Annotated in this window: 18 protein-coding genes; 10 read left to right on the top strand and 8 right to left on the bottom strand. The window is 52.6% G+C overall.

What is annotated here, in order from left to right:
* The first annotated feature begins 44 nt into the window (after positions 1–44).
* The 5 genes from J0A68_RS17645 to J0A68_RS17625 all read left to right on the top strand — a co-directional run bounded on the left by J0A68_RS17645 (position 45) and on the right by J0A68_RS17625 (position 5,716).
* Positions 45–1,229, top strand: a complete 1,185-nt coding sequence (locus tag J0A68_RS17645) for a Pycsar system effector family protein (RefSeq protein WP_206579550.1) — start codon at positions 45–47, stop codon at positions 1,227–1,229.
* An 85-nt stretch (positions 1,230–1,314) separates the two neighbouring features.
* Positions 1,315–1,818, top strand: a complete 504-nt coding sequence (locus J0A68_RS17640) for a hypothetical protein (protein WP_206579549.1) — start codon at positions 1,315–1,317, stop codon at positions 1,816–1,818.
* A gap of 85 nt (positions 1,819–1,903) precedes the next feature.
* Positions 1,904–2,452 (top strand): RNA polymerase sigma factor, encoded by a 549-nt coding sequence (locus J0A68_RS17635; protein WP_236025653.1) that lies wholly within the window; start codon positions 1,904–1,906, stop codon positions 2,450–2,452.
* The gene (locus tag J0A68_RS17630) at positions 2,439–3,845 is read left to right on the top strand and encodes a prolipoprotein diacylglyceryl transferase (RefSeq protein WP_206579548.1); all 1,407 of its coding nucleotides are present in this window, start codon (positions 2,439–2,441) and stop codon (positions 3,843–3,845) included. Before J0A68_RS17635 ends, J0A68_RS17630 begins: the two co-directional genes overlap by 14 nt.
* Before the next feature lie 227 nt (positions 3,846–4,072).
* Complete coding sequence (locus J0A68_RS17625) at positions 4,073–5,716, top strand: mechanosensitive ion channel family protein (RefSeq protein WP_206579547.1); 1,644 nt, start codon at positions 4,073–4,075, stop codon at positions 5,714–5,716.
* Positions 5,717–5,815: 99 nt separating this feature from the next.
* Here the strand turns inward: J0A68_RS17625 and J0A68_RS17620 are convergent, their stop codons facing one another.
* A complete protein-coding gene (locus J0A68_RS17620) occupies positions 5,816–6,544 on the bottom strand; it encodes a DUF4397 domain-containing protein (RefSeq protein WP_206579546.1) in 729 nt (242 codons plus the stop codon).
* A gap of 228 nt (positions 6,545–6,772) precedes the next feature.
* Between J0A68_RS17620 and J0A68_RS17615 the strand changes: the two genes are divergently transcribed.
* On the top strand, positions 6,773–8,230 hold the full coding sequence (locus J0A68_RS17615; RefSeq protein ID WP_206579545.1) for a pyruvate kinase: 1,458 nt from the start codon (positions 6,773–6,775) through the stop codon (positions 8,228–8,230).
* Positions 8,231–8,299: 69 nt separating this feature from the next.
* On the opposite strand, the gene J0A68_RS17610 is transcribed toward J0A68_RS17615, so the two are convergent.
* The gene (locus tag J0A68_RS17610) at positions 8,300–9,889 is read right to left on the bottom strand and encodes a DUF1593 domain-containing protein (RefSeq protein WP_206579544.1); all 1,590 of its coding nucleotides are present in this window, start codon (positions 9,887–9,889) and stop codon (positions 8,300–8,302) included.
* Positions 9,890–9,999: 110 nt separating this feature from the next.
* The gene (locus J0A68_RS17605) at positions 10,000–11,517 is read right to left on the bottom strand and encodes a hypothetical protein (RefSeq protein WP_206579543.1); all 1,518 of its coding nucleotides are present in this window, start codon (positions 11,515–11,517) and stop codon (positions 10,000–10,002) included.
* A gap of 154 nt (positions 11,518–11,671) precedes the next feature.
* On the opposite strand from J0A68_RS17605, the gene J0A68_RS17600 reads away from it, so the two are divergent.
* The 4 genes from J0A68_RS17600 (at position 11,672) to J0A68_RS17585 (ending at position 15,863) form a co-directional block, all read left to right on the top strand.
* Positions 11,672–12,298: a TetR/AcrR family transcriptional regulator gene (locus J0A68_RS17600; RefSeq protein WP_206579542.1), complete on the top strand. Its 627-nt coding sequence runs from the start codon at positions 11,672–11,674 to the stop codon at positions 12,296–12,298.
* A 118-nt stretch (positions 12,299–12,416) separates the two neighbouring features.
* Positions 12,417–12,797 (top strand): hypothetical protein, encoded by a 381-nt coding sequence (locus J0A68_RS17595; protein ID WP_206579541.1) that lies wholly within the window; start codon positions 12,417–12,419, stop codon positions 12,795–12,797.
* A gap of 143 nt (positions 12,798–12,940) precedes the next feature.
* A complete protein-coding gene (locus J0A68_RS17590; protein WP_206579540.1) occupies positions 12,941–15,058 on the top strand; it encodes a hypothetical protein in 2,118 nt (705 codons plus the stop codon).
* A 13-nt stretch (positions 15,059–15,071) separates the two neighbouring features.
* Positions 15,072–15,863, top strand: coding sequence for an SDR family NAD(P)-dependent oxidoreductase (locus tag J0A68_RS17585; RefSeq protein WP_206579539.1), 792 nt, complete (start codon positions 15,072–15,074; stop codon positions 15,861–15,863).
* Positions 15,864–16,757: 894 nt separating this feature from the next.
* On the opposite strand, the gene J0A68_RS17580 is transcribed toward J0A68_RS17585, so the two are convergent.
* The 5 genes from J0A68_RS17580 to J0A68_RS17560 all read right to left on the bottom strand — a co-directional run bounded on the left by J0A68_RS17580 (position 16,758) and on the right by J0A68_RS17560 (position 23,947).
* Complete coding sequence (locus tag J0A68_RS17580) at positions 16,758–19,022, bottom strand: xanthine dehydrogenase family protein molybdopterin-binding subunit (protein WP_206579538.1); 2,265 nt, start codon at positions 19,020–19,022, stop codon at positions 16,758–16,760.
* Between the two features lie 12 nt (positions 19,023–19,034).
* Entirely contained in the window at positions 19,035–19,493 is a 459-nt protein-coding gene (locus J0A68_RS17575) for a (2Fe-2S)-binding protein (RefSeq protein ID WP_206579537.1), read from the bottom strand.
* Between the two features lie 103 nt (positions 19,494–19,596).
* Positions 19,597–21,840 (bottom strand): xanthine dehydrogenase family protein molybdopterin-binding subunit, encoded by a 2,244-nt coding sequence (locus tag J0A68_RS17570; protein WP_206579536.1) that lies wholly within the window; start codon positions 21,838–21,840, stop codon positions 19,597–19,599.
* Between the two features lie 253 nt (positions 21,841–22,093).
* A complete protein-coding gene (locus tag J0A68_RS17565; RefSeq protein WP_236025652.1) occupies positions 22,094–22,984 on the bottom strand; it encodes an alpha/beta hydrolase in 891 nt (296 codons plus the stop codon).
* Positions 22,985–23,089: 105 nt separating this feature from the next.
* Positions 23,090–23,947 (bottom strand): hypothetical protein, encoded by an 858-nt coding sequence (locus tag J0A68_RS17560; RefSeq protein WP_206579535.1) that lies wholly within the window; start codon positions 23,945–23,947, stop codon positions 23,090–23,092.
* Positions 23,948–23,989 lie beyond the last annotated feature (42 nt).

The raw sequence follows: 23,989 nt of genomic DNA, 5'->3' as shown, positions 1-23,989 counted from the left end.
ACCAAGTATCTTCCTAGCCGCATGTAAAAGTTAAACCAAGCGAAGTGAATATCCAATCAGAAAAATTCGAGGCCTGGATTCGGGACATGTTTGCCAGAAAACAAAGAAAGGAGGTCTGCTATCATAACTTGGACCACACCTTTTTTATGGTAAGCAAAGTTCGTGAGATGGGGGAGTTTTACAAGCTTTCGGACCAAGATCAGGAAGATCTGGCCTACACGGCCTGGCTTCACGACGTGGGCTACTGGGATGGGCTCGCTCCCGGGCACGAAGCCCGGGGTGCCGAGGTGGCCCAGGAGGTGCTGTCGGACTTTGGCCTGCCACAGGTCCGGATAGACCGGATCAAAAAGGCGATTTTGGCCACCCGGATGCCGCAGAAGCCGGAGGATCTCTTCGAGTCCATCATCTGTGACGCGGATCTGTACCACCTGGGCACGGAGTCCTTTTACGACCAGACGCTCTTGCTGAAATGCGAAAATGAGCACAGTGGCAGTCCCATGGAGCTGAAGGATTGGCTGGCGGAGTCGCGGGAATTCACCCGGCAGCATCGCTACCATACGAGTTTTGGACAGCGCTACCTAGAGCCGGTGAAGCAGGTAAACCTCAAATACCTTGATCTGAAAATCGAGCAGCTGGAGGCAGAGGGTAAGAAGGAAAAGGGCAAAAAAAAGGAGAAAAAGGACAAGTCCAGGCCGGATCGTGGAGTGGAGACACTCTTTCGGGTCACCTCCGCCAATCACATGGAGCTCTCGGCTATGGCGGACACCAAGGCCAATATCATGATCTCGGTCAACTCCATCATCATCTCCATCGTGGTGACCATCCTGATCCGCAAGCTGGAGGAATTTCCCAACTACACCGTTCCTGCCATCCTGCTGGTGAGCACCTGTTTGGTGGCGATGGTTTTTGCCATCCTCGCCACGCGCCCCAAGGTGACCAAGGGCGTGGTCACCAAGGAAGACATCGACAAAAAAGAGGGCAACCTCCTGTACTTTGGCAATTTCTACCAGATGTCGCTGGAGGACTACTCCGAGGGCATAGGCAAGATGCTGCTCGACGGAGACTACCTCTATGGCACGATGACGCGGGATATCTACTTTCTGGGCAAGGTTTTGGGCCAGAAGTACATGATGCTCCGCAAAAGCTACAATGTCTTCATGTTTGGGTTTGTGATTTCCATTCTTGCCTTCTTGGTGGCGAGCCTGTTTTTTGAGCCCCAGCAATACTGAAGTCCGAGCGGCTAGGCCGGGAGAAATTTTTGTGGCGGGTGTAGCGTCTGGGAGCGTACTGTACGTCTAGGGTAAAAATTCACCAATGAACGCCGTTTTTCGCTTTTTCCTTCTGCTTTTCCTCGTCAGCTGCTCTGTGGGTGACGCCGAGGACACTATGGACGGAAAGGAGCTGTACAACGTCGTCGGGCCTGGCTATCAGTTTACCGTGGACGCCGGCAAGTACCAGAGGCTGGACTTCAAGCGTATGGACCCATCCCTCTGTCAGGTGAATTTTGAGCTCAAAGGCATCAAGAGGACGGAAAAGGAACTTACGCTCTCCATCGAACGTCCTAAAGGCTGCGTGGGCAAATACGAGCTGGTCTGGGACGGGACCTGGCAGGAATCCTCGCCCCGCAGGATGCAGCTCTACCTCACCGGGATGTTTCCCTCCTGTGCGGGAAGCTCGGAGACTGAGCTGGATGTGATCAAGGTGGACCTTGACAGGGCCCTGCTTGGCGCTTCGAGCGATCTGTTCACCATCTACCTCAGGGAGCATTGCAGCTTCCGGGATTTCAACTGTGTGGGCAACTGTGACCTAAGCCTCTGACGGGGCTGCCGGTGATGCAAGTGGATATTCCTCTGGGCCTAGTCCGGGGAAAAGATAAAGAGTAAGAAAATAGCGGAAGTTTGAATTGAACTGGTCAGACCAAGAATTGATCGACGGTTGCAAACGTAGGTCAAAGAAACACGAGGAATTTTTTTTCAAAAAGTACTATGGCTATGTCATGGGGATCAGTCTGTCCTATTCCAAAAGCAGGGATTTGGCACTGGAGATCACCAATGACGCTTTTATGAAGTGCTTTGATTCATTCAAGAAAATGGACGAAGCCCCCTCCCTCAAGCCTTGGCTGAGACGTATCACCGTCAACACCGCGATAGATTACTACCGGAAGGACAAACGCTTTCAAAACCACCTGGAAGCGGATGGGGAAACGCCGGTATTCGATGAAGTGTATGCCCCCGACCAATTGGCATTTGAGGACATCATCAAGCTGCTCAAGCAATTGCCGGAGGATCAACAAATGGTATTCAATCTCTACGAGGTTGAAGGATATAGTCATAGGGAGGTAGCCGAGAGGCTGGAAATCACCGAGAGTTCCTCCCGGGTTTATCTGACGCGGGCCAAATCCAAGCTCCGTCAGCTGATACAACAACACATGAAAGAATATGCAGGAAGATAGAACATCAAAATGGTTGGCCTCCGAGCTGCGAAAGCGGCAGGAAGAAAACCCTCTTCCTTACGAATTGGGCGCTTGGGAGGCTTTCGAAGCGAAGCGCGCCGCCTCGGCCAAAAAGAAATCGGCCTATTGGATATCCGGTGTCGCGGCGGCCTTGGCGCTGCTGCTGGTAGCCGGAGGAATCTGGATAGCTGGCGATCTGGGCGTATCCGGCGATGCCTCGCCCGCAGGCCAGCTTGCGCTACAGGAAGAGCAGGCTGTGGAAGCACCCCGGCAGTCTGAGCCGCGGGCCGCTCAGCTGGAGTCCGATGGTAAGGGAGAAAGTGAAACTGGAGGGGAAGCTTCAGGCTCCGATAGCGAATCTGGGAAAGCTTCCATTCCAGCCAATTCATCGCTTGGAGGAAAGGCCTTGGCCAGCTCGGCCGACCGCAACAACTCCGCCTCCAAGTCCAAAACCGATGCCGGCAAGGCTATGCCTCCTGCCGCCAAGTCAGCCACTGAGACCTCACCAGAGCAAAACAGATCCGCTCAAAAGGGAGCCTTGGCAATGACAGGGGATAGCAAGGAAACCGCCGCACAAGGGCTGAAGGAAGCCGATGCGAACCAAGCCGGCGAAGCTCGTTCCGGAGAAGCGCAGGCCCCAACCGCGCCAAACCAGCTCCAGAGCCAGCTTGCGCAGGCTTCCCTGCCGAAAGAGCCGGAGCTGAGCGACGAGGAGATCAAAGAAATCCTGGAAAGGAAGTCCGCAGCCAGCATTGCCATGGGCGTGTCTCCGGGATTTGGCGCCTCGCAGAGCGCCGAGGCTGCCACCAGTGGTGCCAGCTTGGGACTGGGCGTGATGGTGGACATGGAGCTGACCGGCAAACTGGTCATGGGCTCTGGGCTCGCGGTGAACTACCTCAGCCAAAGCAGCGAAAGCCAAGCCTACCTGCCGGGTGCGGCCTTCAGTGCGGCATCTTCCGTCACCGAGACCAACGAGATCAGCCAGGTCCAGCTGGATATTCCGCTCTATTTCAAGTACCCCATTACCAGAAACCAGAGCGTTTCGGTGCAGGCGGGGTTTTCCAACCTGATCACCTTTAGCCAAGGTGCGGAGCAGCAGTCCTACTATACCCGGCAGGTGGCGGTGATGGACGCGGCCAATGCAGACTACTTCACGCTGAGGTCCGAGGCGGTCAGCCAGTCCCAAGACCTGAATGTGCCCAACCAGAAGTTTTACCCCCTCGCCACCGCCAATCTTGGGTTGAATATCCGCGTCTTTGAGTCCAGAAAGACCAGCTACGAGGTGATGCCGTTTTACAACTATCCCCTGCAGGAGTTTTCCGGATATGGGGAGAAGCTCGGCATGTTTGGGGCTTCCTTCAAAGTCAATTTTGGTACCATCCAAAAGAAGTAGTCCCGCACTCATGGTCCAGAGTGCCAAGCCTTGGCACCTAGCGCATTGACAGAAAACCTAAGCCAACGACCAACCACCTGGGAGCAATCTCGGGTGGTTTTTTTTTGATCGGGAGACTGGGAGGGCTGGTTGGTTTCATTTGGGTTTGATTTCTTGCCTAGAGAAAAAGCGCCCCCTACCATTTCATTGATTTTGGCTTATATTCATGCCCAATCTGGTTTTGGAATATGAACAGAATTCTCTCAGCGCTTTTGATTTGCCTGATGTGGCTGGCTGCCGGTCAAGAAGTCCACGCTTCCGCAAATTTGCTACAGGACTCCTCACCACCCATTGAAGGAGATAAGCCGGAACTGACAGATCCCAAGGGCTATCCCGTACTGAAAGCGGATGGCGATACGCTCTTTCTGGTTTACTCCCGGTCGGGCTCCCTTACTCCCGAGGACCGGGCCAAGCGCATCACCCAGAGAATCCAAAGCCTGGTCGAAAACGGGCTCTACTCGCCGGATTCCCTCAAGATCGAGGAGGCCGAAGGAAGCCTGGACCTCGTGTACAACGAGCAGATCTTGATCACCGTGTCCCGTGCGGATGCGGCGCAGTACGAAACGGAACTGGAGGAGCTGGCCGTGCGGCTCAGGGATATCATCGACAGCCACGTACAGACCTATCAGGAGGAAAACCGGTGGCATGCCTGGGTGCTGCGCATAGGCTTGACCCTCACCGCCATTCTGACCGCGGTGGCGATTTTCTTTTTGGTGCAAAAAGGCTCACAGCGGCTGGTTTCGTGGATTTCCAACAGGCAGGAGCGCTTTTTCATGAACCTGTCCTACCGCAACTATACCTACCTTTCCAAAGAGCGGGAGTTTGTCCTGGTACTCCAGCTGATCCAGGTACTGAAGTGGCTGGTGATCCTGATCACGCTCTATCTTCTGCTTCCTGTCTTGTTCAGCATCTTCCCCATGTCCAGAGACTGGTCGGATGTGATCCTGGGATGGGTGCTGCAGCCGGTGAGGAAGGTGCTGCATTCGGTCTGGGAGTACCTGCCCAATCTGTTCAGTATCGTGGTGATCATCTTTTTCATGCGCTACCTGATCCGCTTTACGAAGTTTATCTTCAAGGAGATCGAGGCCGAAAAGCTCGAGATCAACGGCTTCCATTCGGACTGGGCGATGCCGACGTACAACATCGTCCGTTTCCTGCTTTTTGCCTTTACCCTGGTCTTGATTTTCCCCTATCTGCCAGGCTCCGATTCGCCCATTTTCAAGGGGGTGACGGTGTTTATCGGCGTGCTCTTTTCCCTGGGATCTTCCTCGGCGGTCACCAATATGATCGCGGGCCTGGTGATCACCTACATGAGGCCCTTCAAGCCCGGCGACAGGATCAAGATCGCCGACGTGTCCGGGGATGTGATCGAAAAGACCCTGCTCGTGACCCGCATCAAGACCATCAAAAATGAAGTCATCACCATTCCCAACTCTTCCGTATTGACGGGCAACACGGTAAACTATACCCTGCATGCGAATCTACAGGGGCTCATCGTGCACACTACCATCACGCTGGGCTACGACCTTCCCTGGCGGAAAGTGCACCAAACCCTCATCGATGCGGCTTTGGCCACGGACATGATCGAGCGGGAGCCGAGGCCCTTTGTGCTCCAGACCAGCCTGGACGATTTCTATGTGTCCTATCAGCTCAATGCCTACACCCGCGAGGCGAGCAAGCAGGCCGTCGTATATTCGGAGTTGCACAAGAACATCCAGGATTTTTGCCGGGATAGGGGCATAGAGATCATGTCTCCCCACTATCGCGCCAGCAGGGACGGCTCTGGGATCACGATTCCCAAGCCGGATCTTGAGGAGGGAGAGGGGAGCTAGGCCCGCGTTTGATGCCTGCTTGGACTGGCTTCGCCAAAAAAGAAAATCCCGAAACTCTTTTGGAGTTCCGGGATTTTGAGTTTAAAAAATGAGGCTTCTTTAATAGTTCACAAAGTTGGTAATGAGCTGCACGTCGAGTTTTTTCTCACCACTGGCTTCCGCTTTCAGTCCCCGCAACACCAGGGTGTACACGCGGTTGCCTTTCAGGGCCAGCGTGCCGGTCTGGATCAGTACCTCGTCCGTAGTGCTGGATTTGACCGTCAGGATGATGTTGCCGGGAGTGAGCTCCTCAAAGCCGGACACGGACTTCACACTGGACTCGGTGACCAGCGGCGTACTGGTGCCGACCGCCTGCAGGTAGACCTTGCCCGCATCCGGGGAAAGGTGTACAAATCTCAACTGGGCTTTTTCAGCCGTCGGTTCTTCCCAGATGTCCTTGACCAGGATGGCGTCGATGCCAGTGGCCTCAGGAGCTACGAAGATGGAATACACCGAGTCGGCTTCGAGCACGAGGTCTTTCTCCAGTAGGGAAGTGGCGGAGTTGAAAGCCGAGAAGCGGAAGTCACGTCTGCCGGGATAGTACGCACTGTAGGGCAGTACTTGGGTGTATTGGACGGGCTGCTGGTTTACCCGGTTTTGGTTGGCAAAGATGTCCATCGCCGGAGCGTCGGTGGCTCCTTGGAAGATGGAGACATAGGCCGCGGGAGGGAGTTCGGGTGATTCGATGTCGTTCAGGCAGCTGGTGAACAGTAGGGTGCCGGCCAGAAGGGCCGTGGCTGCCAGAAATCCCCTGCGGGTAGTCGGTTTGCTTTTGGAAATAAAACGCATACTTATTGGGTTAAATAATCAAATTCTACCCCTAGACGGAGAAGGGAGGGAATCCGCTTCACCTGGTCCGCTTTTGTCGAAGATTTTTTTTCTGGGAAAAGCAAAAAGAAGGTTTCTCCAGCGCAGGAGCGGGGGATTTTTTTTCGAAAAAGGGATGTTAACTTCCCACAGATCCCAAGTCAAGAGAAGTCCTTGCTTGTCCGCCGCTTGGGGCAATGACGAGACCCTATGCCAAATGTAAGCTCCCAAATCCAAGCCCGTCTGACAGCGCTCCATGAGGCCATGTCAGGCGTAGAAAACCTGTTTTCCAGCCAGCTAGAGCGTATCCATCCCGACAACCGCAAGTCTGCGGGCAATTTTCTCAAATACCTGATCCTGCGGAAAAACGACATTCGCAAACTGCAAGACCAGCTGCATGCCAGCGGGTTGTCTTCCCTGGCCTCGGGCGAAAGCCACATCCACAGACAGATCCAAGTGACCCTCCAGCACCTCGGCGTGAAATTCCCGAAGCTTGATCCCTGTACGCTGGATTTTGGCAACAGGAAGATCGCGAAAAGCAGCGTGCGGCTCTTTGGCGAGATGCACGCCGAGTGGCCCTCTTCGGTGATGGTGACCTTTGACGTTTCTTTTTTGGAAGAGAAAAAACTCGTGGCCGAGCTTCTGAAAAACGGCATGGGCGTCGCCAGGATCAACTGCGCCCATGACGACGAGGGTGTTTGGCTGAAGATGGTGGAGAAAATCCAGATGGCGAGCAAGCAGACGGGAATTCCCTGCAAGATCCATTTTGACCTGGCCGGACCAAAGATCCGCACCGTCCTCTTGGGAAAGGGGAAAAAGAAAGGCAAGGTGAAAGTGCATCCCGAATCCTTGGTCTGGCTGAGCGATTCCGCGGAGGGCTTTGAGAGCGGCGAGACGGTCATCAGTCCCAATGAGCCGGGGATCATCGCCAGCCTCAGGGCCGGAGATCGGGTGTTTATCGACGACGGGATGATCTATGGGCAGGTGGAGGAAGTGGCCCCGGGTAGGGCTGCGGTGCGGATACAGCGCATCTCCTCCAAAAAGCCTCGCATCAAAGCCGAAAAAGGCCTGAATTTCCCGGACTCTTCCCTTGATATCCCCTCGCTGACCGACTTTGATCGGGCGTGTCTGCCGTTTGTCTGTGCCTATGCCGATACCGTGGGGCTCTCTTTTGTCCGGACCGCCCAGGACATTTCCGATCTGAGGTCGGCTATGCGGGAGCTGAGGGAGGATATTCCCCCGGTCATTCTCAAGATCGAGACCCACGAGGCGGTGGTCAACTTGCCTGAACTCATTCTGGAAGGAATGGTGGAGCCGGACTTTGGAGTGATGATTGCCCGTGGGGATTTGGCGGTGGAGATCGGCTTTGAGCGTCTGGTGGAGATACAGGAGGAGATATCCTGGCTTTGCGAAGCGGGTCATGTGCCGGTGATCTGGGCGACCCAGGTGCTGGAGAGCCTGCACAAATCCGGCTTGGCCTCCCGGGCCGAGATCACGGACGCAGGCCGCGCCGCCGCCGCCGAGTGCATCATGCTCAACAAAGGCCCGCATACCCTGGAGCTGCTCAAAACACTCCAGAGCATAGCCAAGCGCGTCGCTGCGCTGCGTACCAAAAATCGGCTCTCCCTCCGTCCGCTGAAGATCGTTCAGGATTTTTTGGGGAAGTAAAACCAAGAAGGGAGGAGAGAAAAGCCAGCTAGGTTTGAAAAGAAGCCAGAAAACTCCAGTCCGCCCCGACTACTGCCCCTTTACCCGAATCACCACCCGCTGATAGCTGGTCAATGCGGGACTTCCAGTATCCTTGGCGGCGACGATCACATGGATCTCCTGGCCGGCTGCTGCGTCCTTGGGGAGGGTCAGCTCGATACTTTTGCCCTCGGTCTGGGCAAATTCCGCCTTTGCCCCAAACCCACTGACAGGAGTCTGAAACCAGCTGAGCGACACCTCATCCCCGTCGGGATCGGAAGTGAACGCGTGGAGCTTGATCTTTTGTCCCGGAGAGCCCATCAGCGTAAGGGGACCCTCTATTTTTAGAATAGGTGCGTGGTTGGCATCCTTGAAATTGGGAGTCACCGCCCACTGCATTCGCGCGGCAAAGTCCTGCTGGGCCGCGGGAAAATAGTTGGGAAAGGGCTCTAGATCGGTCTGGGCTCGGTTTTGATTGGAAAGGGTAGCGGCCATGTCGTCTGCGGAGCCAGAGGAACTCATTCCCGCTACTACACTCGGTTGCGTAGTCACGATAGATCGTCCTCCCCAACCGCCGAAGGTTCCGGCTTCAAAAGCCCGAAGGCCATTTCCAAGCATGTTCATGACGGTATGATTATCTCCCTCGCCTAGCCAAGAACCCTTCTCCTGCACAGGCATCCAGACGAAATAGCCCATTTCTTTCAATTCCTCGTTGGTCTTGCCCGAGATGCCGAAGTAGTCCACTTTGTCGCCTTCCACCATTTGCTTGCCGTCACCCCAAACCCGGTAGAGTTCTCCCAATTCGCCTCGGTCTGAAACATTTTCCTTCATCCAGGCTGGGGTCAGGTAAGGCGCATTTTCGGCTGTGGCACGGATCTGGGCACCGTAGCCGTAGTTGGGTACCTGCCGAAACTGACGGTACTCGATGTCGGGCCAGTTGGGTCGGATGTAGCTGGCAAAGGTGTCGTCCTGGTCGCCAGAGGGCAAAAGAACCACCTTTCGGTTGATCTTGTCTTCGATTTCCGGCCAATCTTCGGTGAATTCAAAGTCCCGTTGGATGGTGTATAGCGCCCGGGCAATCGTGCTAGCTCCACCCCAAGCAGTGATGAAGAGCTTGCCTGGCTGGTCGTCCAGGATCTTTTCCCTTATCAGCTCCGATCCTGGAGTGTCCTCGCTGAAATCCCCGTCAAATTTGATATTGCCAAAGCGGATCACAGACTTTAGATGTTCGGGGCTGGGATATTCCGGATTGTGGGTCTTTAGGTTCCGGTAGGATTTTTCGTAGGCTTCCACGATGTCGTGGATAAAGCGCTCCCCTTCGGCCCATCGCCAAGAGGTGCATGGGCACTCGTTCATCCCAAATCGATCGTATTCCCGTCCGGGCACAAACCACTGGGTCCCTTTTCCGTCTCCCGTCCAGTGAAACTGGCTGCTCGCATAGACCAAACCTTCAATTTGCAGGTCTGAGCTGTAGAGGATCAGTCGGATCAGGGAGTTGTTGTCGTCGAGCTCAGGATCGGCGGTGATGATGATCCGGGGTTTTTCGGCGGAGGCTTGCGCGGCAAGTCCTTGGGAGAAAAGAGATAGGGCTGAGGCGGCAAGTAGGATCAGCACGCGCCGTGAAGAAAGATATTGAGCCATGGGTTTATTGCTTAGTCGGGTCAATATAAATAAAAAGGCTATTATCTCTAAAATGAGACAATAGAAGAAAGAATTAGCCTGAGAAAAGAATCTCCAGCTAGTTTTCAAAATCACTCCCCTTCCACAGCAAGGAAAACAATGCTCAGAGGAGGGATTTCCAGGACACCTTTTGCTTTGGACACTCCCTGCAGTTCCGGAAGGGAATCATCTGCATTCAGCTTCAGCTCTTTGCCGTTTAGCTTGACGGTTTTTCCCAATAGCTCATCCGCGGACAAGGTGTATTGCTTTGAAGGAGCCGAAACCTGAATGCTGGAAGCGCTTTCCGAAGGATTGACGATCATGACCGCATGTCCTTTTTCAGAGTTTTTAAGGCTGTGGACGAAAATGTCAAGTCCGTCTTTTTGGTAAGGTGACTGGTAAACTTTGATTCCCATCAGGTTGGCCCACATCCAGGCCGCCCAGTAGTTGGGGCGTGGATTGAAGGTGTATTGCTCCAATAGCGCATATTCACTTGCTGCCAGCGTGTTGTGCATGACTACTTTTACCCCTTTTTTGGCCAGCCTGCCCAGCTGCTCCAGGTATCGAAAGGTGTCAATGTAAGTCGCCGCCCAGGGATTTCCGCCACAGGCAGCCTCAGCAGTTTCGGTCAGCCAGATAGGAGCGTTGGGAAGGTACTCGTCTCGGGCGTTTTCATAATACTCCAATCCCAATTCTGTTTTTTGTAGCCATTCAGGAGCTAAAGCGTCCTTTGGACTCAGATCTCCCCGGCAGCGCTGGGATACTCCTCCATAATAGTGGTAGGAGAAGATCTCAAACTCGGGTTTTTGACTTTGGCTGAGGATCTTGTCCGTGGCCATTTCATGGACTTCTCCCAATATTCCCCCTTCGCCAGTCGATCCTGGGCCCATGATCTTCATTTCAGGAATTTCTCTTTGTACAAAAGCCGAGAATGCGACGAAGTCCTCCGCATAGTTCACAGGGGAATATCCCTTGGGAGTGCCTCCATATTCGGCATGGGAGGGTTCGTTAAACATTTCAGCCGCTGCAATTTTGCCTCCAATACTATGGGTATATTCTACCAAAGGTTGGATTTGAGCTGGGGTCCAGTTGCCGTTTTCGTCCCTCATCCCTTCGCTGATGGCGAAAGAAGTGACCAGCTCATTGTCCATAGAATTCACGAAATCAATGACTCCTTTCCACTCTTTTCGGGTGAGGACGTTCTCATAGCCTTCGGGAGCTTCGGAAAGCTTGGTTTGGTCGTCGTTTTGAAAATAGGTGGTGTTCGCCCAGGTTCCGCTCACCCGGATATACATCGGCCCCAAGGCCTCGGTTAGTTTTCTCAGTTTGGGATTGTACAAATCCACCGGATCGATTTTTCGCTTCAGAGCTGCTAACCCTTCGGTTTTCACCCTTGCAGTGTCGATCAGGTGATAGGGGATCCAGAATTCCCCTCCGACGACCTCGCACATTTCCACATTCACGGATTGGTATCGCTCATCCACTTCGGCAATCTGGGAGAGCTGGGAAAAGTGGAGGATGGACTCCTCGGGCGCCGCCGGACTGGGGGTCCACAGAGAGGAGAGCGCCAAAAGGGCTTGGCTGATTAGGCTGGGCGAGATAAAAGGCATGGCTAAGCTTGGGTTTGTTGATGATGTTTTCCTTGTTTTTGAAAAGAACTGATTTTCAGTATCAAACAAATCTAAAGAAATTAAACAGATGTTTTAAACAACTGTTTAAAAAAATGTTTACATTTCAGAATCATTCAGAAATATCCAATCCAATATGATTACCAAAGACCTTCAGACGGAAGCCAAAATCAAGGAAGCGGCTTTGGCTCTCTTTGAAAAATATGGTTCGAAGGGAACCACCGTAAGAAAAGTCGCCGAAAAAGCCGGGGTCAATCTGGCTTTGATGAATTACTATTTCCAGAGCAAGGACAAGCTCTTCCTGGACATCTTCAATGAAAGGTTTGGCCAGTACAGGGATTTCGGAATTGCGCTGCTGATGGACCGTTCCCTGAGTTTTGAAAAGAGGCTGGAAAACTATTACGATGAAATGATCGCCGGTATGGATGAGCATCCGGGCTTGCCCATGTTTATCCTCAGTGAGTTGCATTTCAACGAGAATCTTAAGCCCGAGAATGGCTTGCCGGACTCCTCGGGAATACACCTGCAGCTTGAAGCGATGCTGCAGGAGGAATTTGCCGCAGGAAAAATCCGAAAAATCTCCGCTTTGGAATTTCAGCTAATCCTGGTGTCCCAGACGGTTTTTCCCTACCTGATGTCCAAGCAGTTGAATGTGCTCGGACAAATCCCGGGAACCGAACAGGTATTGTCACTGAGCGAATTCATGAAGACGACCTACAAGGCGAATTTCCTGGAAATGGTGACGGGATTTATGCTGAAGTAGATCCGCTATCCCCAAGAGCCCAAGGAAGGTATGGCTGAGCTAACCGACTTTCAATGGTCTATTTTAAGAATTTAAAGACTTGTAAATCAATTAATAACTAACCTAAACCAAAGTAAAAATGAAAAAAGCAAGTGTAGTAATCGTCCTCCTGTTCCTGGGATTGGTTTTCCAGGGCTACTCCCAGACCGCGCCCAAAGACTTCTTTGCGGGGGCTTGGGAAATCTCGGTCTTTGACACTCCCAATGGCGATGCAAAGCTGAAAACCACGCTCACCCGAACCAACGGCAAACTGACCGGCGTACTGTCTGACGCCAACAACCCTTCGGCTCCAAAAATGACTATCGAGCAGGTCATCGAAAATCCTGACAGTATCTCCATTCTCTTTTTCGCAGAAGGTACTGATGTCAATATCGACCTGAAAAAGAAAGACGTCAACAACCTCGAAGGAACCCTGATGGGAATGTTTACGGCGAAGGCCAAGCGTCTGGGGAAGCCCTGATCGGTTGTTTTTGACTGTCATCCAGGAAGCCAAAGGCGGTCGGATTGGCCGCCTTTGGTTTCTAGGATTTTGCCGGTGCCGCTTATCAGATCAAAAAGCGAATCCCTATTCCCATTGTTTCACCCAACAAGACCTGCCAAATCATGAGACAGCTACCCAAAATACTCCTTTCCTTAGCCCTGTCTGCGCTTGTGGGGATGGGCTTTGCCCAGACTCCAGAGACTGTTTCCCAAGTGGATTCGGTATTTCTTCATCCCTATATCGATATTGATGAGAGGAGGGATCAGCCGGTACGCCATCGCTATGTTCATGGAGGATTTGAGGGAACTGAGACCCGGTTTTCTTTTTATTTTCCCCCGGAAGAGCACTATCAAGGAAGGTTTTTCCAATACATCACTCCCTTCCCGGACAATGAAAATCTCAGTCAGGGCAAAAAAGGAGAGGAGGACATGATTGGCTTTTCAATCGCCAGTGGGGCCTATTTTGTGGAAACCAACGGCGGAGGACGGACGGATTTTTCCAATCCCCAAGCCAACGATGCCACCATCGGAGCCTATCGGGCAAATGCCGCGTCGGCTCAGTTTTCGAGAAAGGTGGCCCAGGAATTCTATGGAGGTGAAAGACCCTTTGGATATTCTTTTGGGGGGAGTGGAGGAGCTTACCGCACGGTGGGTGGAATAGAAAATACGAAATGCGTATGGGATGGAGCGGTGCCTTATGTGATGGGTTCGCCGATGGCTATCCCCAATTCCTTTACCATCCGCATGCACGCCATGCGGGTCTTGAAAGACAAGTTTCCGCAGATCGTGGCGGCAATGGAGCCGGGAGGCTCAGGGGATCCCTATCAGGGATTGAATGAGGAGGAAAAAGCTGCGCTTTTGGAAGCTACCCAGATGGGTTTCCCGCTCCAATCCTGGTATGGATACAAGGAAATGGGGATTCATGGCTTTTTGGTTTTGTACCAAGGCGTGGTCATGGCGGACAAGGGGTATTTCGAAAAGGACTTTTGGAACACTCCAGGCTATTTGGGAGCCAATCCTCCCGAGTCCTTGCGAAAAGCCAGAATTCAGGCAAAATCCAAAATCAAAGCTTCCATTGGTTTGGAAAAGGCCATTTCCCTTGGGATCAAGGAACCTATCTCGGAAGCTGATCGGGGAAGTGCGGATCTTGCTTGGAAAAGCATGGGAGGAGAGGCAGGAGGGATGCCCGTGGCCTTTGAACTGGAGGATTCCCTGCCCGATGTGGGCTTTTTGGGCGGAGACTTGATCATCCAAAGCGGTGAAGCTGATGGGGTAGTACTTCAGATCACGGATGTGATCGGCAACAAAGTCGTGCTCGGCCCAACCAACTCCCCCGCGACGCTTTTCAAAATCAAAACAGGCGATCAAGTGCAAGTGGACAATTCCAATTTCCTGGCGGTTCAAACCTACCATCGACATCAGGTACCGGGTTCGGAATACACCGCTTGGGATCAATTCAGGGGAGAAGATGGCCAGCCGATTTATCCCCAACGTCCGTTTCTGATTGGCCCCCTTTTCACTAGGGGAGCCGCCGGATCGATTCCTACAGGAAAGTTTGAGGGGAAAATGATCCTTTTGGGTTCCCTCTGGGATCGGGAAGCATACCCTTGGCAGCAGGCTTGGTATCATGATCGGGTGAAGGAGCATTTGGGTGAAAAAGCTCAGGATCATTTCCGCCTTTGGTACACCGATCATGCGATTCATGGAGATGCGTCCGGGCAATTGGATGACAACACTAGAGTGGTGAGCTATTTGGGCGTCCTTCAGCAAGCCTTGAGAGATCTTAGCCAGTGGGTGGAAAAGGGAGTTTCCCCAGCTCCCAGCACAGCCTACGAAGTCGTGAACGGAGGTCAGGTAAATATTCCCGAAAATGCCTCAGAGCGGGCTGGGATTCAAGCTACTGTTCATGCCACGGTAAACGGAAACGATCATACGGGTATCTCGAAAGGAGAGCCTTTGGTGTTTGTGGCCAAAGTGGAAATTCCCAAAAATGCGGGGAAACTGGTCTATGCAGCCTGGGATTTTGACGGGTCCGGAGAATTCAAAAATGAAATTGAGCTAAGTACGGCAAAGATTTCCTCGGATGGATCTGAGGTCACTTTGACATTTAACCACCTGTTTGAAAAGTCCGGAACGTACTATCCTTCGCTGAGGATTGCCACCCAACGGGAGGGAGATGTCCAGACTCCGTTTACCAGAATATTGAATTTGGATCGGGTCAAAGTCACCGTGAAGGAATAAGTGTTTTACAGCTATGAAAGTAACTAACAAAGTCATCGTCGTCACCGGGGCAGGCAGTGGAATGGGCCGAGAGCTTTCCATTCAGCTGGTTCAAAAAGGAGCCAAGGTAGCCCTGGTAGATATCCAGGAGGAAGGGCTACAAGAGACCGCAAGCCTGGCTGGAAAGGACCAGGTGTCGCTCCATGTGGTCAATATCACGGATCGGGATACAGTCAACCAACTTCCCGCGGAAGTCATCGCCAGCCACGGCGCAGTCGATGGAATCATCAACAATGCGGGTATTATCCAGCCCTTTGTGGATGTGAAAGATCTGGACTATGCCGTGATAGAACAGGTCATGAATGTGAATTTTTACGGGACGCTGTACATGGTCAAGGCCTTTTTGCCGGAGCTGCTCAAGCGGCCCGAAGCCCACATCGCCAACGTGTCGAGCATGGGCGGATTCATTCCTTTTCCGGGGCAGACCTTCTACAGCGCTTCCAAGGCCGCGGTCAAGATCCTGACCGAGGGCCTTTACTCCGAACTCAAAGGAACGACTGTCGGCGTCACCGTCATCCATCCCGGAGCCGTGAACACGAACATCATGAAGAACTCGGACGTGCAGTCCCCCGGTTCAGCTACTGCTGCGGAGGCCGGTTCGAAGATTCTTTCCGCCGAGAAGGCCGCCGCCATCATGATCGACGGCATTGAGCGAAACAAATACCGGGTCCTGGTGGGAAAAGACGCTACGATGCTGGATTACCTCTATCGCTTCAACCCCAAAATGGCGGTGGATTTGATCGTGAAGAAGATGAAAAAGATGTGATTCTATTTTTGCGGCTTCCGGATAAATGCCGCAGTGGTACTTTTTTCCACAGAGAGTCCGCAGAGGGTTGGGTGAGAAAGCTTTTTTGACGACTCAGGGATGAAATCAGGCGAAGCGTTTTAGAATGCCGCAGATGCACAGATGATTACTCGACGAAATCCGGCTCCTGGAGAAAAAGAATTGCAAACCCTTTCGACTTTGAGCCTTTGTGGCCATCACTTCTCTGCGGAAACTCTGTGACCTCAGCGCCTCCGTGGTAAAATCAAGCGAAGCGCCTTGAAATGCCACAGATGCACAGATGATTACTCGACAAAGTCCAGCTTCTGGAGAAAAAGAATTGCAAACCCTTTCGACTTTGAGCCTTTGTGGCCAACAAAAGTCTCTGCGAAAACTCCTTTCTCTCCGTGATCTCCGTGATAAAACTTTCTTGTTTGATTTTTCACCACAGAGAGCGGGAGAAATAAGGAGGGTTCGGTTTTTTGATCTATCCGGTTATTCCTTAGGATGCTTCTATAGAAGGAGGGCATTTTCTGAATTCTTTGCGGCTCTCCGTCTCCGCGAGAAAAGAGCTCTCGCAAAGACGCCAAGGCGCGAAGCTTTCTCCCATTCCTCTGTGAACTCAGTGGTAAAAAAGATCGCAGGAGAAATTCTGGCCGCAAAGTACGCGACGGACGCAAAAGGGCTTCGCCCAGGAACTCCCGATTTCTTTGCGCAGACTTCGCGTACATCGTGATCTTGGCGGTGGAAAAATTCTATCGGGCTTTTTTCTCACGCAATGCCTTTCTCTCCGTGCCCTCAGTGGTGAGCAAAAAAGCTTAACAACCAAAAAGCCCGGAAATTTCCGGGCTTCGGTGTTTTAGGATCAAACCTTCGAGGTTATGAAAACCTCAACCATTACATTTTCAGATTCTGCATCTCCAGCTGCGGAGCGAAGGGCTGCTCGTAATAGCGCTTGCCCGTGGCTTTGTAGAGCGAATTGGCTACTGCTGCGAACACCGGCGGGAAGAGCGGTTCGCCCAGTCCGGTCGGTTCTTCTCCGTTGTCGACGAAGTGTACCTCGATCTTTTTGGGAGCCTCGCGGTGGCGGATCATACGGTATTTGTCAAAGTTGGTCTTGGTTGGCTTACCATTTTCGAAGGCCATTTCCCCAAAGAAGGCATTGCCAATCCCATCCACAATCGCGCCTTCGCCCATGTTGGCAGCAGCATCAGGATTGACCACCACGCCGCAGTCTACAGCCGCATAGACGGCTTCCACTACTGGCTGGTTGTCTTTGATCACGGTATCCACGACCTCGGCCACGTAGGAGTTGTGGCAGAAGTAGGCCGACACGCCCCGGCTCACATTGGGTTGGGGAGCGTTCCACTTGGACTTTTCACGCACGAGCTCCAAGACCCCGGCGTAGCGGGAAGGCACGTAGTCGTTGTTTTCGCCCACGGGATTAGTCTCCGCTCTTTTGAGCAATTCCAAACGAAACTCGATGGGGTCTTTGCCCATTTCCTCCGCCAGCTCGTCAAGGAAGCTTTGCTCGGCTCCGGCAATGAAGTTGGAGCGTGGAGCGCGAAATGCTCCGATGGTAATGTTGGAAGGGATATCCCAGCCCTCTGCCAAGTAGTTGTCAATGGCTCCGGCGGGGAATCTATTTGCATGCAGCGGAGTCTCGGGAATCCCACCCGCTCTTACATGAAAGGCCAGCAGATTGTTGTTTTCATCCAGAGCAGCCCGATAGGTTGCTGAATAAGTGGGACGATAAACACCTGCGGTCATGTCGTCTTCCCGGGTATAGACCATCTTTACAGGAGCTTGGATCTGCTGGGAGATCAGAGCTGCCTCGACCATGTGGTGGCTATAAGCACGTCTTCCAAAACCTCCACCCATGCGGGCAAGATTGATTTGGATGTTTTCTTTGGGAATTCCCAAGGCTTGAACGAGCGTTCCCATGATGGATTCCGGAGCTTGGGTTGGGCCATACACGACGGCTTTGTCGCCCTTGACATCCGCGAAGCTATTCATGGGCTCCATGGTATTGTGTGCCAAAAACGGTGCGGAATAGGTTCGCTCCAATACCTTGGCGGCTTTTTTGAAAGCTCCTTCGGGGTCTCCATCCCTGCGGATTACGTTGCCCGATTTATGGACATACTCAGCCATGCGCTCTTTGTGCCTAGCCGAATTTTCCAGTCCAGCCGGAACCGTCACAGTGGAGGTGTTTCCTCCCCAGCCGGCCATTTGGAAGTTGGATTCTGGCGCGTTTTCCCATTCTACTGTCAAGGCCTTTTTTGCCTGCATCACTTCCCAGGTCGAATTGCCCACAATAGCGATGATTTCTGGGAAGGTGGTAGTGTCAAAGAAATTGCGCTGATAGTCATCTTTGAAAATGGAAATGGAAAAGACATCCTGGATGCCAGTCATGCCGCTTACCGAGCTTTTGTCGAATGATTTCAACTTCATCCCGAAAGCAGGCGGATGTACGATGGCGGCGTATTTCATGCCCTCTACTTTGTGGTCGAGGGCGAAAAGTGGCTTGCCTGTCACGATTTTCTGACCGTCCACGTTCTTTTTGGAGTTGCCGATGATCTGGAAGTCTTTGACCTCTTTCAAAGCCACTTCCTCCGGTACCTCTAGGGTCGCGGCGGCGGAAGCCATTTCCCCGTATCCGGCTTTTTTGCCAGAGGCTTTGTGCTCGAGGGTTCCCGCTGTAGTGGTGATTTCACCAGCGGGGACGTTCCAGGTTTTGGCAGCGGCGAGCACCAGCATCTGACGCGCGGTGGCACCTGCGGTGCGGAGCGGCTTCCAGCCTTGGCGAATCCCTTGGCTACCGCCGGTAAACTGACGGTCGAAGCGCTCGGGGTAGAAGTCTGCCTGCTCCACGAGGACGTTTTTCCAGTCCACGTCCAGCTCTTCGGCTAGGATCATGGGCATGGAAGTCTTGACGTTGGAGCCAAATTCCGGGTTGGCGGACATGAGCGTGACCACGCCGTTGTCGCCGATTTTGATGTAGCTGTTCAGTTCAAACCATTCCTTGGGCATGGCCAAGAGTTCCTCTTTTGCCGCAGGCTTGCATCCTGCCAGCCAGCTGAAACTCAGTACCATGCCTCCGCCTGCCAGCGCAGACACCTTCAAGAACGATCTCCTGTTGAGTTTTGTGTTTACGGTTGTCATAGCTTCGGGAGATTAGAGGTTTTGGGAGGCGGTATGGATGGCGGCCTTGATGCGGGTGTAGGTGCCGCAGCGGCAGATATTTCCGTTCATCGCGTTGTCGATATCCGAGTCGGAGGGGCTTGGGTTTTGTGCCAAAAGCGCCGCTGCACTCATGATCTGCCCGGCTTGGCAGTAGCCGCACTGGGGCACGTCATGCTCGATCCAGGCTTTTTGCACGGGGTGGTCGCCCGCTTCGGAAAGCCCCTCGATGGTGGTGATTTTGGCATCTTCAGCAGCAGAGACAGGCAGCTGGCAAGAGCGTACCGCATTGCCGTCCAGATGGATGGTGCAGGCGCCGCACTGGGCGATGCCGCAGCCAAACTTGGTGCCCACCAAATCCAGGTGATCTCTCAGTACCCACAGCATGGGGGTGTTGGGATCCACGTCGACCTGCTGGGACTTACCGTTGATGTTGAGGTTGTATAGGGCCATAGTGTGATGATTTTAGATATACAATTTAGGGATTTGTAGTTGGAGCTTTCTTACGAAAATCAAACAGAATCCTTTATAAATCAATTGATTGAAGCGTGGTTATTCAAGAATTGGACAGTTGTTTTAGGAAAGGCTGCTCATACAGCCGCTTTCCCGTCGCCTGGTAGAGCGCGTTGGCGAGCGCTGCAAAGACGGGTGGATAGGCCGGTTCACCCAGGCCCGTAGGGTCTTCCTGGCTTTCGACAAAGTGGGTTTCGATCACCTTGGGAGCTTCCTTCATTCGGATCATTCGGTAGCCGTCGAAATTTTTCTGCACGGGCGCTCCGTTTTCAAAGCGCAGCTCCCCAAACATTGCCGTGCCTATGCCGTCCACCACCGCGCCTTCGCAGAGGTTTTTGGCGGCGTCCGGATTGACGAGCAGGCCGCAGTCCACGACCTGGGTGACCTTGTCCACCTGAACTTGGGCGCTTTCTACCTTGAGATCCACCACCTGCGCCGCATAGCTGTTGTGGCAGAAGTAGGCGGCAACTCCCCGGGACACTCCCGTGGACGCTTGACCCCAGTTCGACTTGGTTTTCAGCTGCTCCAGGAGCCTGGCGAAGCGCTCGGGATCGTAGTCATTTCGCTCGCCAACGGGGCTTTCCTTGGCTTTCTGCAAAAGCTCCAAGCGGAACTCAATCGGGTCTTTGCCCGCGGCCTCGGCCACTTCGTCCAAGAAGGACTGCTCTGCCGCCGCGATGAAATTGGAGCGGGGAGCCCGAAAGGAACCCACGGTGACGTTGGAAGCCACCGTCCAATCCTCGGCGAGGTAGTTTGCCACGGCCCCGGCGGGAAAGCGGTCTGCATAGAGCGGCGGCTCCACCAGTCCGCCTGCATTGACCTGAAAAGCGACGAGGTTGTTGTTTTCGTCAAGGCCCGCACGGTAAGTCGCCTGATACATGGGGCGGTAGATTCCCCCGGTCATGTCGTCTTCTCGGTTGTAGGTGAGCTTGACCGGCGCATTGACTTTTTGCGAGATCACCGCAGCCTCGATCAGCCAGTGGGCGTAGGAGCGGCGTCCATAGCCCCCACCCAAGCGTGTCATGTCAATGTGGATGTTTTCTATGGGTAGGCCCAGACGGGTTGAAAGCGCCTGCTCGGTCAGCTCGGGCTTCTGGAGCGGCCCGGCGCATTCGGCTTTTCCGTCATGCACGTGTGCAAAGAAATTCATCGGCTCCATGCAGTTGTGGGCGAGAAAAGGGCCTCGGTAGGTTCGCTCGATGACTTTGGCGGCGCTGGCGAAAGCCGCCTCCGGGTTTCCGTCTTTGCGGACGGTGCGGGGATTTTTTGCCGCCTCATCCATCTTTTGCAATTGCTGCTCTTGGCTTTCCAAGCCTCCCGGGATGGTTCGGAGTTCTTTTCTTTGTCCCCAGTCCCGACTTTCCTCATAGGTGGAAAATGGTTCCCATTCTGCCGCAACGGCCTTTTTGGCATTCATGACCTCCCAAGTGGACTTGCCCACCACGGCGACCAGATCGGTAAAGCTGGTCGTGTCAAAGAACGTTCTTTCGTACTCGTCCTGATGGGATTTGATCTGGAAAATGTCCAAGATCCCCGGCATGCTGCGGGCGCTGGAGTCGTCAAAGGACTTCAGGCGCAAGCCATGGGCAGGCGGATGGATGATCATGGCATAGACCATTCCTTCTTTTTTGTAGTCGATCCCGAAAAGCGGCTTGCCGGTGACGATGTTGTGGGTTTCGACGTTCTTTTGGGAGTGTCCGATGATCCTAAAGTCCGAGATTTCCTTCAGCTGGACTTCCTCCGGCACGGGCATGGTCGCTGCCAGAGAGGCAAACTCTCCGAAGTGTCCCTTTTTCCCTGTAGGAGAATGCAGCAAAAATCCCGGTTCGGTGCTGATCTCGGCGGCGGAAACTCCCCAGGTCTGCGCGGCGGCTTGGATCAGCAGGTTTCTGGCCGTGGCACCGGCGGTTCGCAGGGCTTTCCAGCCTGTGCGGATGGCCTGGCTGCCTCCGATAAACTGCCGGGTGAAATTGTCGGTGTCCAGCGGCGCCTGCTCCACGCGCACGTTTTTCCAGTCGGCGTCCAGCTCCTCTGCCACGAGCATGGGAAAAGCGGTTTTGATGTTTTGTCCCCCTTCTGGATTGGGGGAAAGGATGGTCACCAGCCCGTTTTCACCGATTTTGATAAAGCCGTTGAGCCGAAACCACTCCTTGGGAAGGCCTAGGGTTTCGGGCGCTTTGGGTTTGCAGCCCGCCAGCCAGGCGAAACTGAGCATCATGCCGCCTCCAGCCAGGGCGGAGACTTTGAGAAATGATCGTCGGTTGAGCTTGTCGGGAAGATTGGTCATGGCCAAAGGTCAATTGGAACTGAAATTGGTGTCATGTTAATTCTGAAATGACCTTTCGACTTCGCAACTCCCGTTGCTCAGGTACTCAAGGTGACACCGGAGTGTCAGGTCGAGCGCCTGCCTGGCCGGTAGGCAGGGAGTCGAGACCCTATTCAGACGGCAAATAACACTTAAACTAAAACTGGCTATAAGGTACTGGGTTCTGGACGCTTTGTGCTTACGCTTTTCAAACACTTCCGAGCAGAGGGCGGTGCTACTTCAGGTGCTTTTCCAAAAAGCCAAAGACCGCCGTCCTCACCTCCGGCGCGTCAAACTCCACCCCGAAGTGCGGAGCGCCCTTCACCACGATCAGCTCGGTCGGAACGCCCTTGACCTGCAGCCAGGAGTTTAACAATTGGGATTGGCGGGGCGAGACCAGGTCGTCTTTTTCCCCATGGATAATCAAGAAAGGCGGGTCTTTTTCGTCCACATAGCTGACGGGACTAGCCGCCTTGGCCAGATCGGGTCTGTCCAAAGGTGCCGCACCGATCAACAGCCCTTCAGGGGATTTTGGATCAACTGCTCCGGGAAAAAGCGTGAGATCGGCTGGCCCATAGAAATCTACGACAGCTTTGAGAGCAAACTTCTTGCTGGTTCCGGGGACAAAAAAGGAAGATACCTTGTCGTTTTTGGAAAGGCCCAGCATCGCAGCCAGATGTCCTCCCGCGGAAAATCCCATCAGGGCCATGCGATCGGTATCCAAACCGTATTTTGCGGCATTTTTCACCAAATAGGAAATGGCCGCATTGCAGTCGAGCATCTGAGCGGGAAAGGTAGCCTGCGTGCTGAATCGGTAATCGATGGAGGCCAAGGCGTAGCCCTGGTTCATCAATTCCTTGATCGTCTCCTTCATGTAGCCCATGTCGGCGTACTTGTCGTTGCTCAGCCATCCGCCGCCGTGAACCCAGACGACCAGCGGAAGCTTGCCGCTGGCATTGGGAGGCAGGTAGATGTCGAGCAGGTGCTTTTTGAGCGTGTCGTCCAGGTAGGGAATGTTTCCGTGTAGGGTGGTGCCTTCCGGGAAGAGGTTTATCACCCGGTTGGTTTGGGAGAAGGATGCCCTGGCGCTGAGCAAGAGCAGCAAGGCGAGTAGGAGTTGTCTCATCGAGGTGTTTTTGGGAAAAAGGTTAATCCCCGATAAGATAGGTTTTTTGGTTTGGAAAGGCTATTCCTCAGCCTATCTCGCCTATTCCTTTACTTTCTGACCGATTTAAATTGCTTTAGTCTTAAGAAAAGACTGTAGAAATCTTACTACTTCTACAGCTGGGATTTTCTTTTCTTCTAAAGGTCTATACCATTCATACCATGGGTCTTTTTCAAAAGTAAATCCAACTTCATTTATTAAGTATTCTTTCATTGGAATCTTACATTGATTAAGTTGTTTTGCTATGTGCACAGTTAATCTTTTGAAAATTTGAAGTTGCCATAAAGATAAATACACCTCCCAATAACATCCTTTTAGTTTTTTTGCCAGTTTCTCTGCTAGAATCACATATTCACTATTTAGCGGAACAAGTGTTTCAGTTAGTTTATCAAACTCCAAATGATTTGATTTCACTGTGTCTCCTACAGTACTTGAAAAAGAGCCAAAAACAACCACATTCCTTTTGTAATATTGATACAAAGAGTTATTTAAAATTATATGGAATTCAACCTTGGTAGTAAATCGCTCACCTTGCTCTAGTCTCTTTGGCCATTTATCAGAACCCATTACCATTGTTGAAGGTTGTAATAAATCAGTGTTCTCAACAAATTGAAAATGGTAAGAAATAGGATCAATAAATTTGAGTTCTCCAGATTGATTTATAATGGTTACCATTAATATACATTTACCTGGTTCTGAATTCGAAACGCAGCCTATTTTAAAAATAAAAGGCTCTATTTTTTTTGCTTCAGTTTCAATTACCGCACCCATTTCTTCTCTCTTTCCGCTGGAATCACTCACCTTTCTCCAATTCAGAAACCTATCTCTTAAATTTAGAAAATTGGTTATAAATGTCAGAGTTGCAGCAAGAGCTGTAATGAATACAGATCCAAAAATCCATGAAAACCACTCTCCTAAATTCATACTAAATTGAAATTATCATTATGAAAGACTTTCAGTTTACTA

Origin of the sequence: Algoriphagus oliviformis (assembly GCF_017254915.1) — a bacterium.
GTDB lineage: Bacteria > Bacteroidota > Bacteroidia > Cytophagales > Cyclobacteriaceae > Algoriphagus > Algoriphagus oliviformis.
This window is presented reverse-complemented; position numbering and strand designations above follow the sequence as displayed.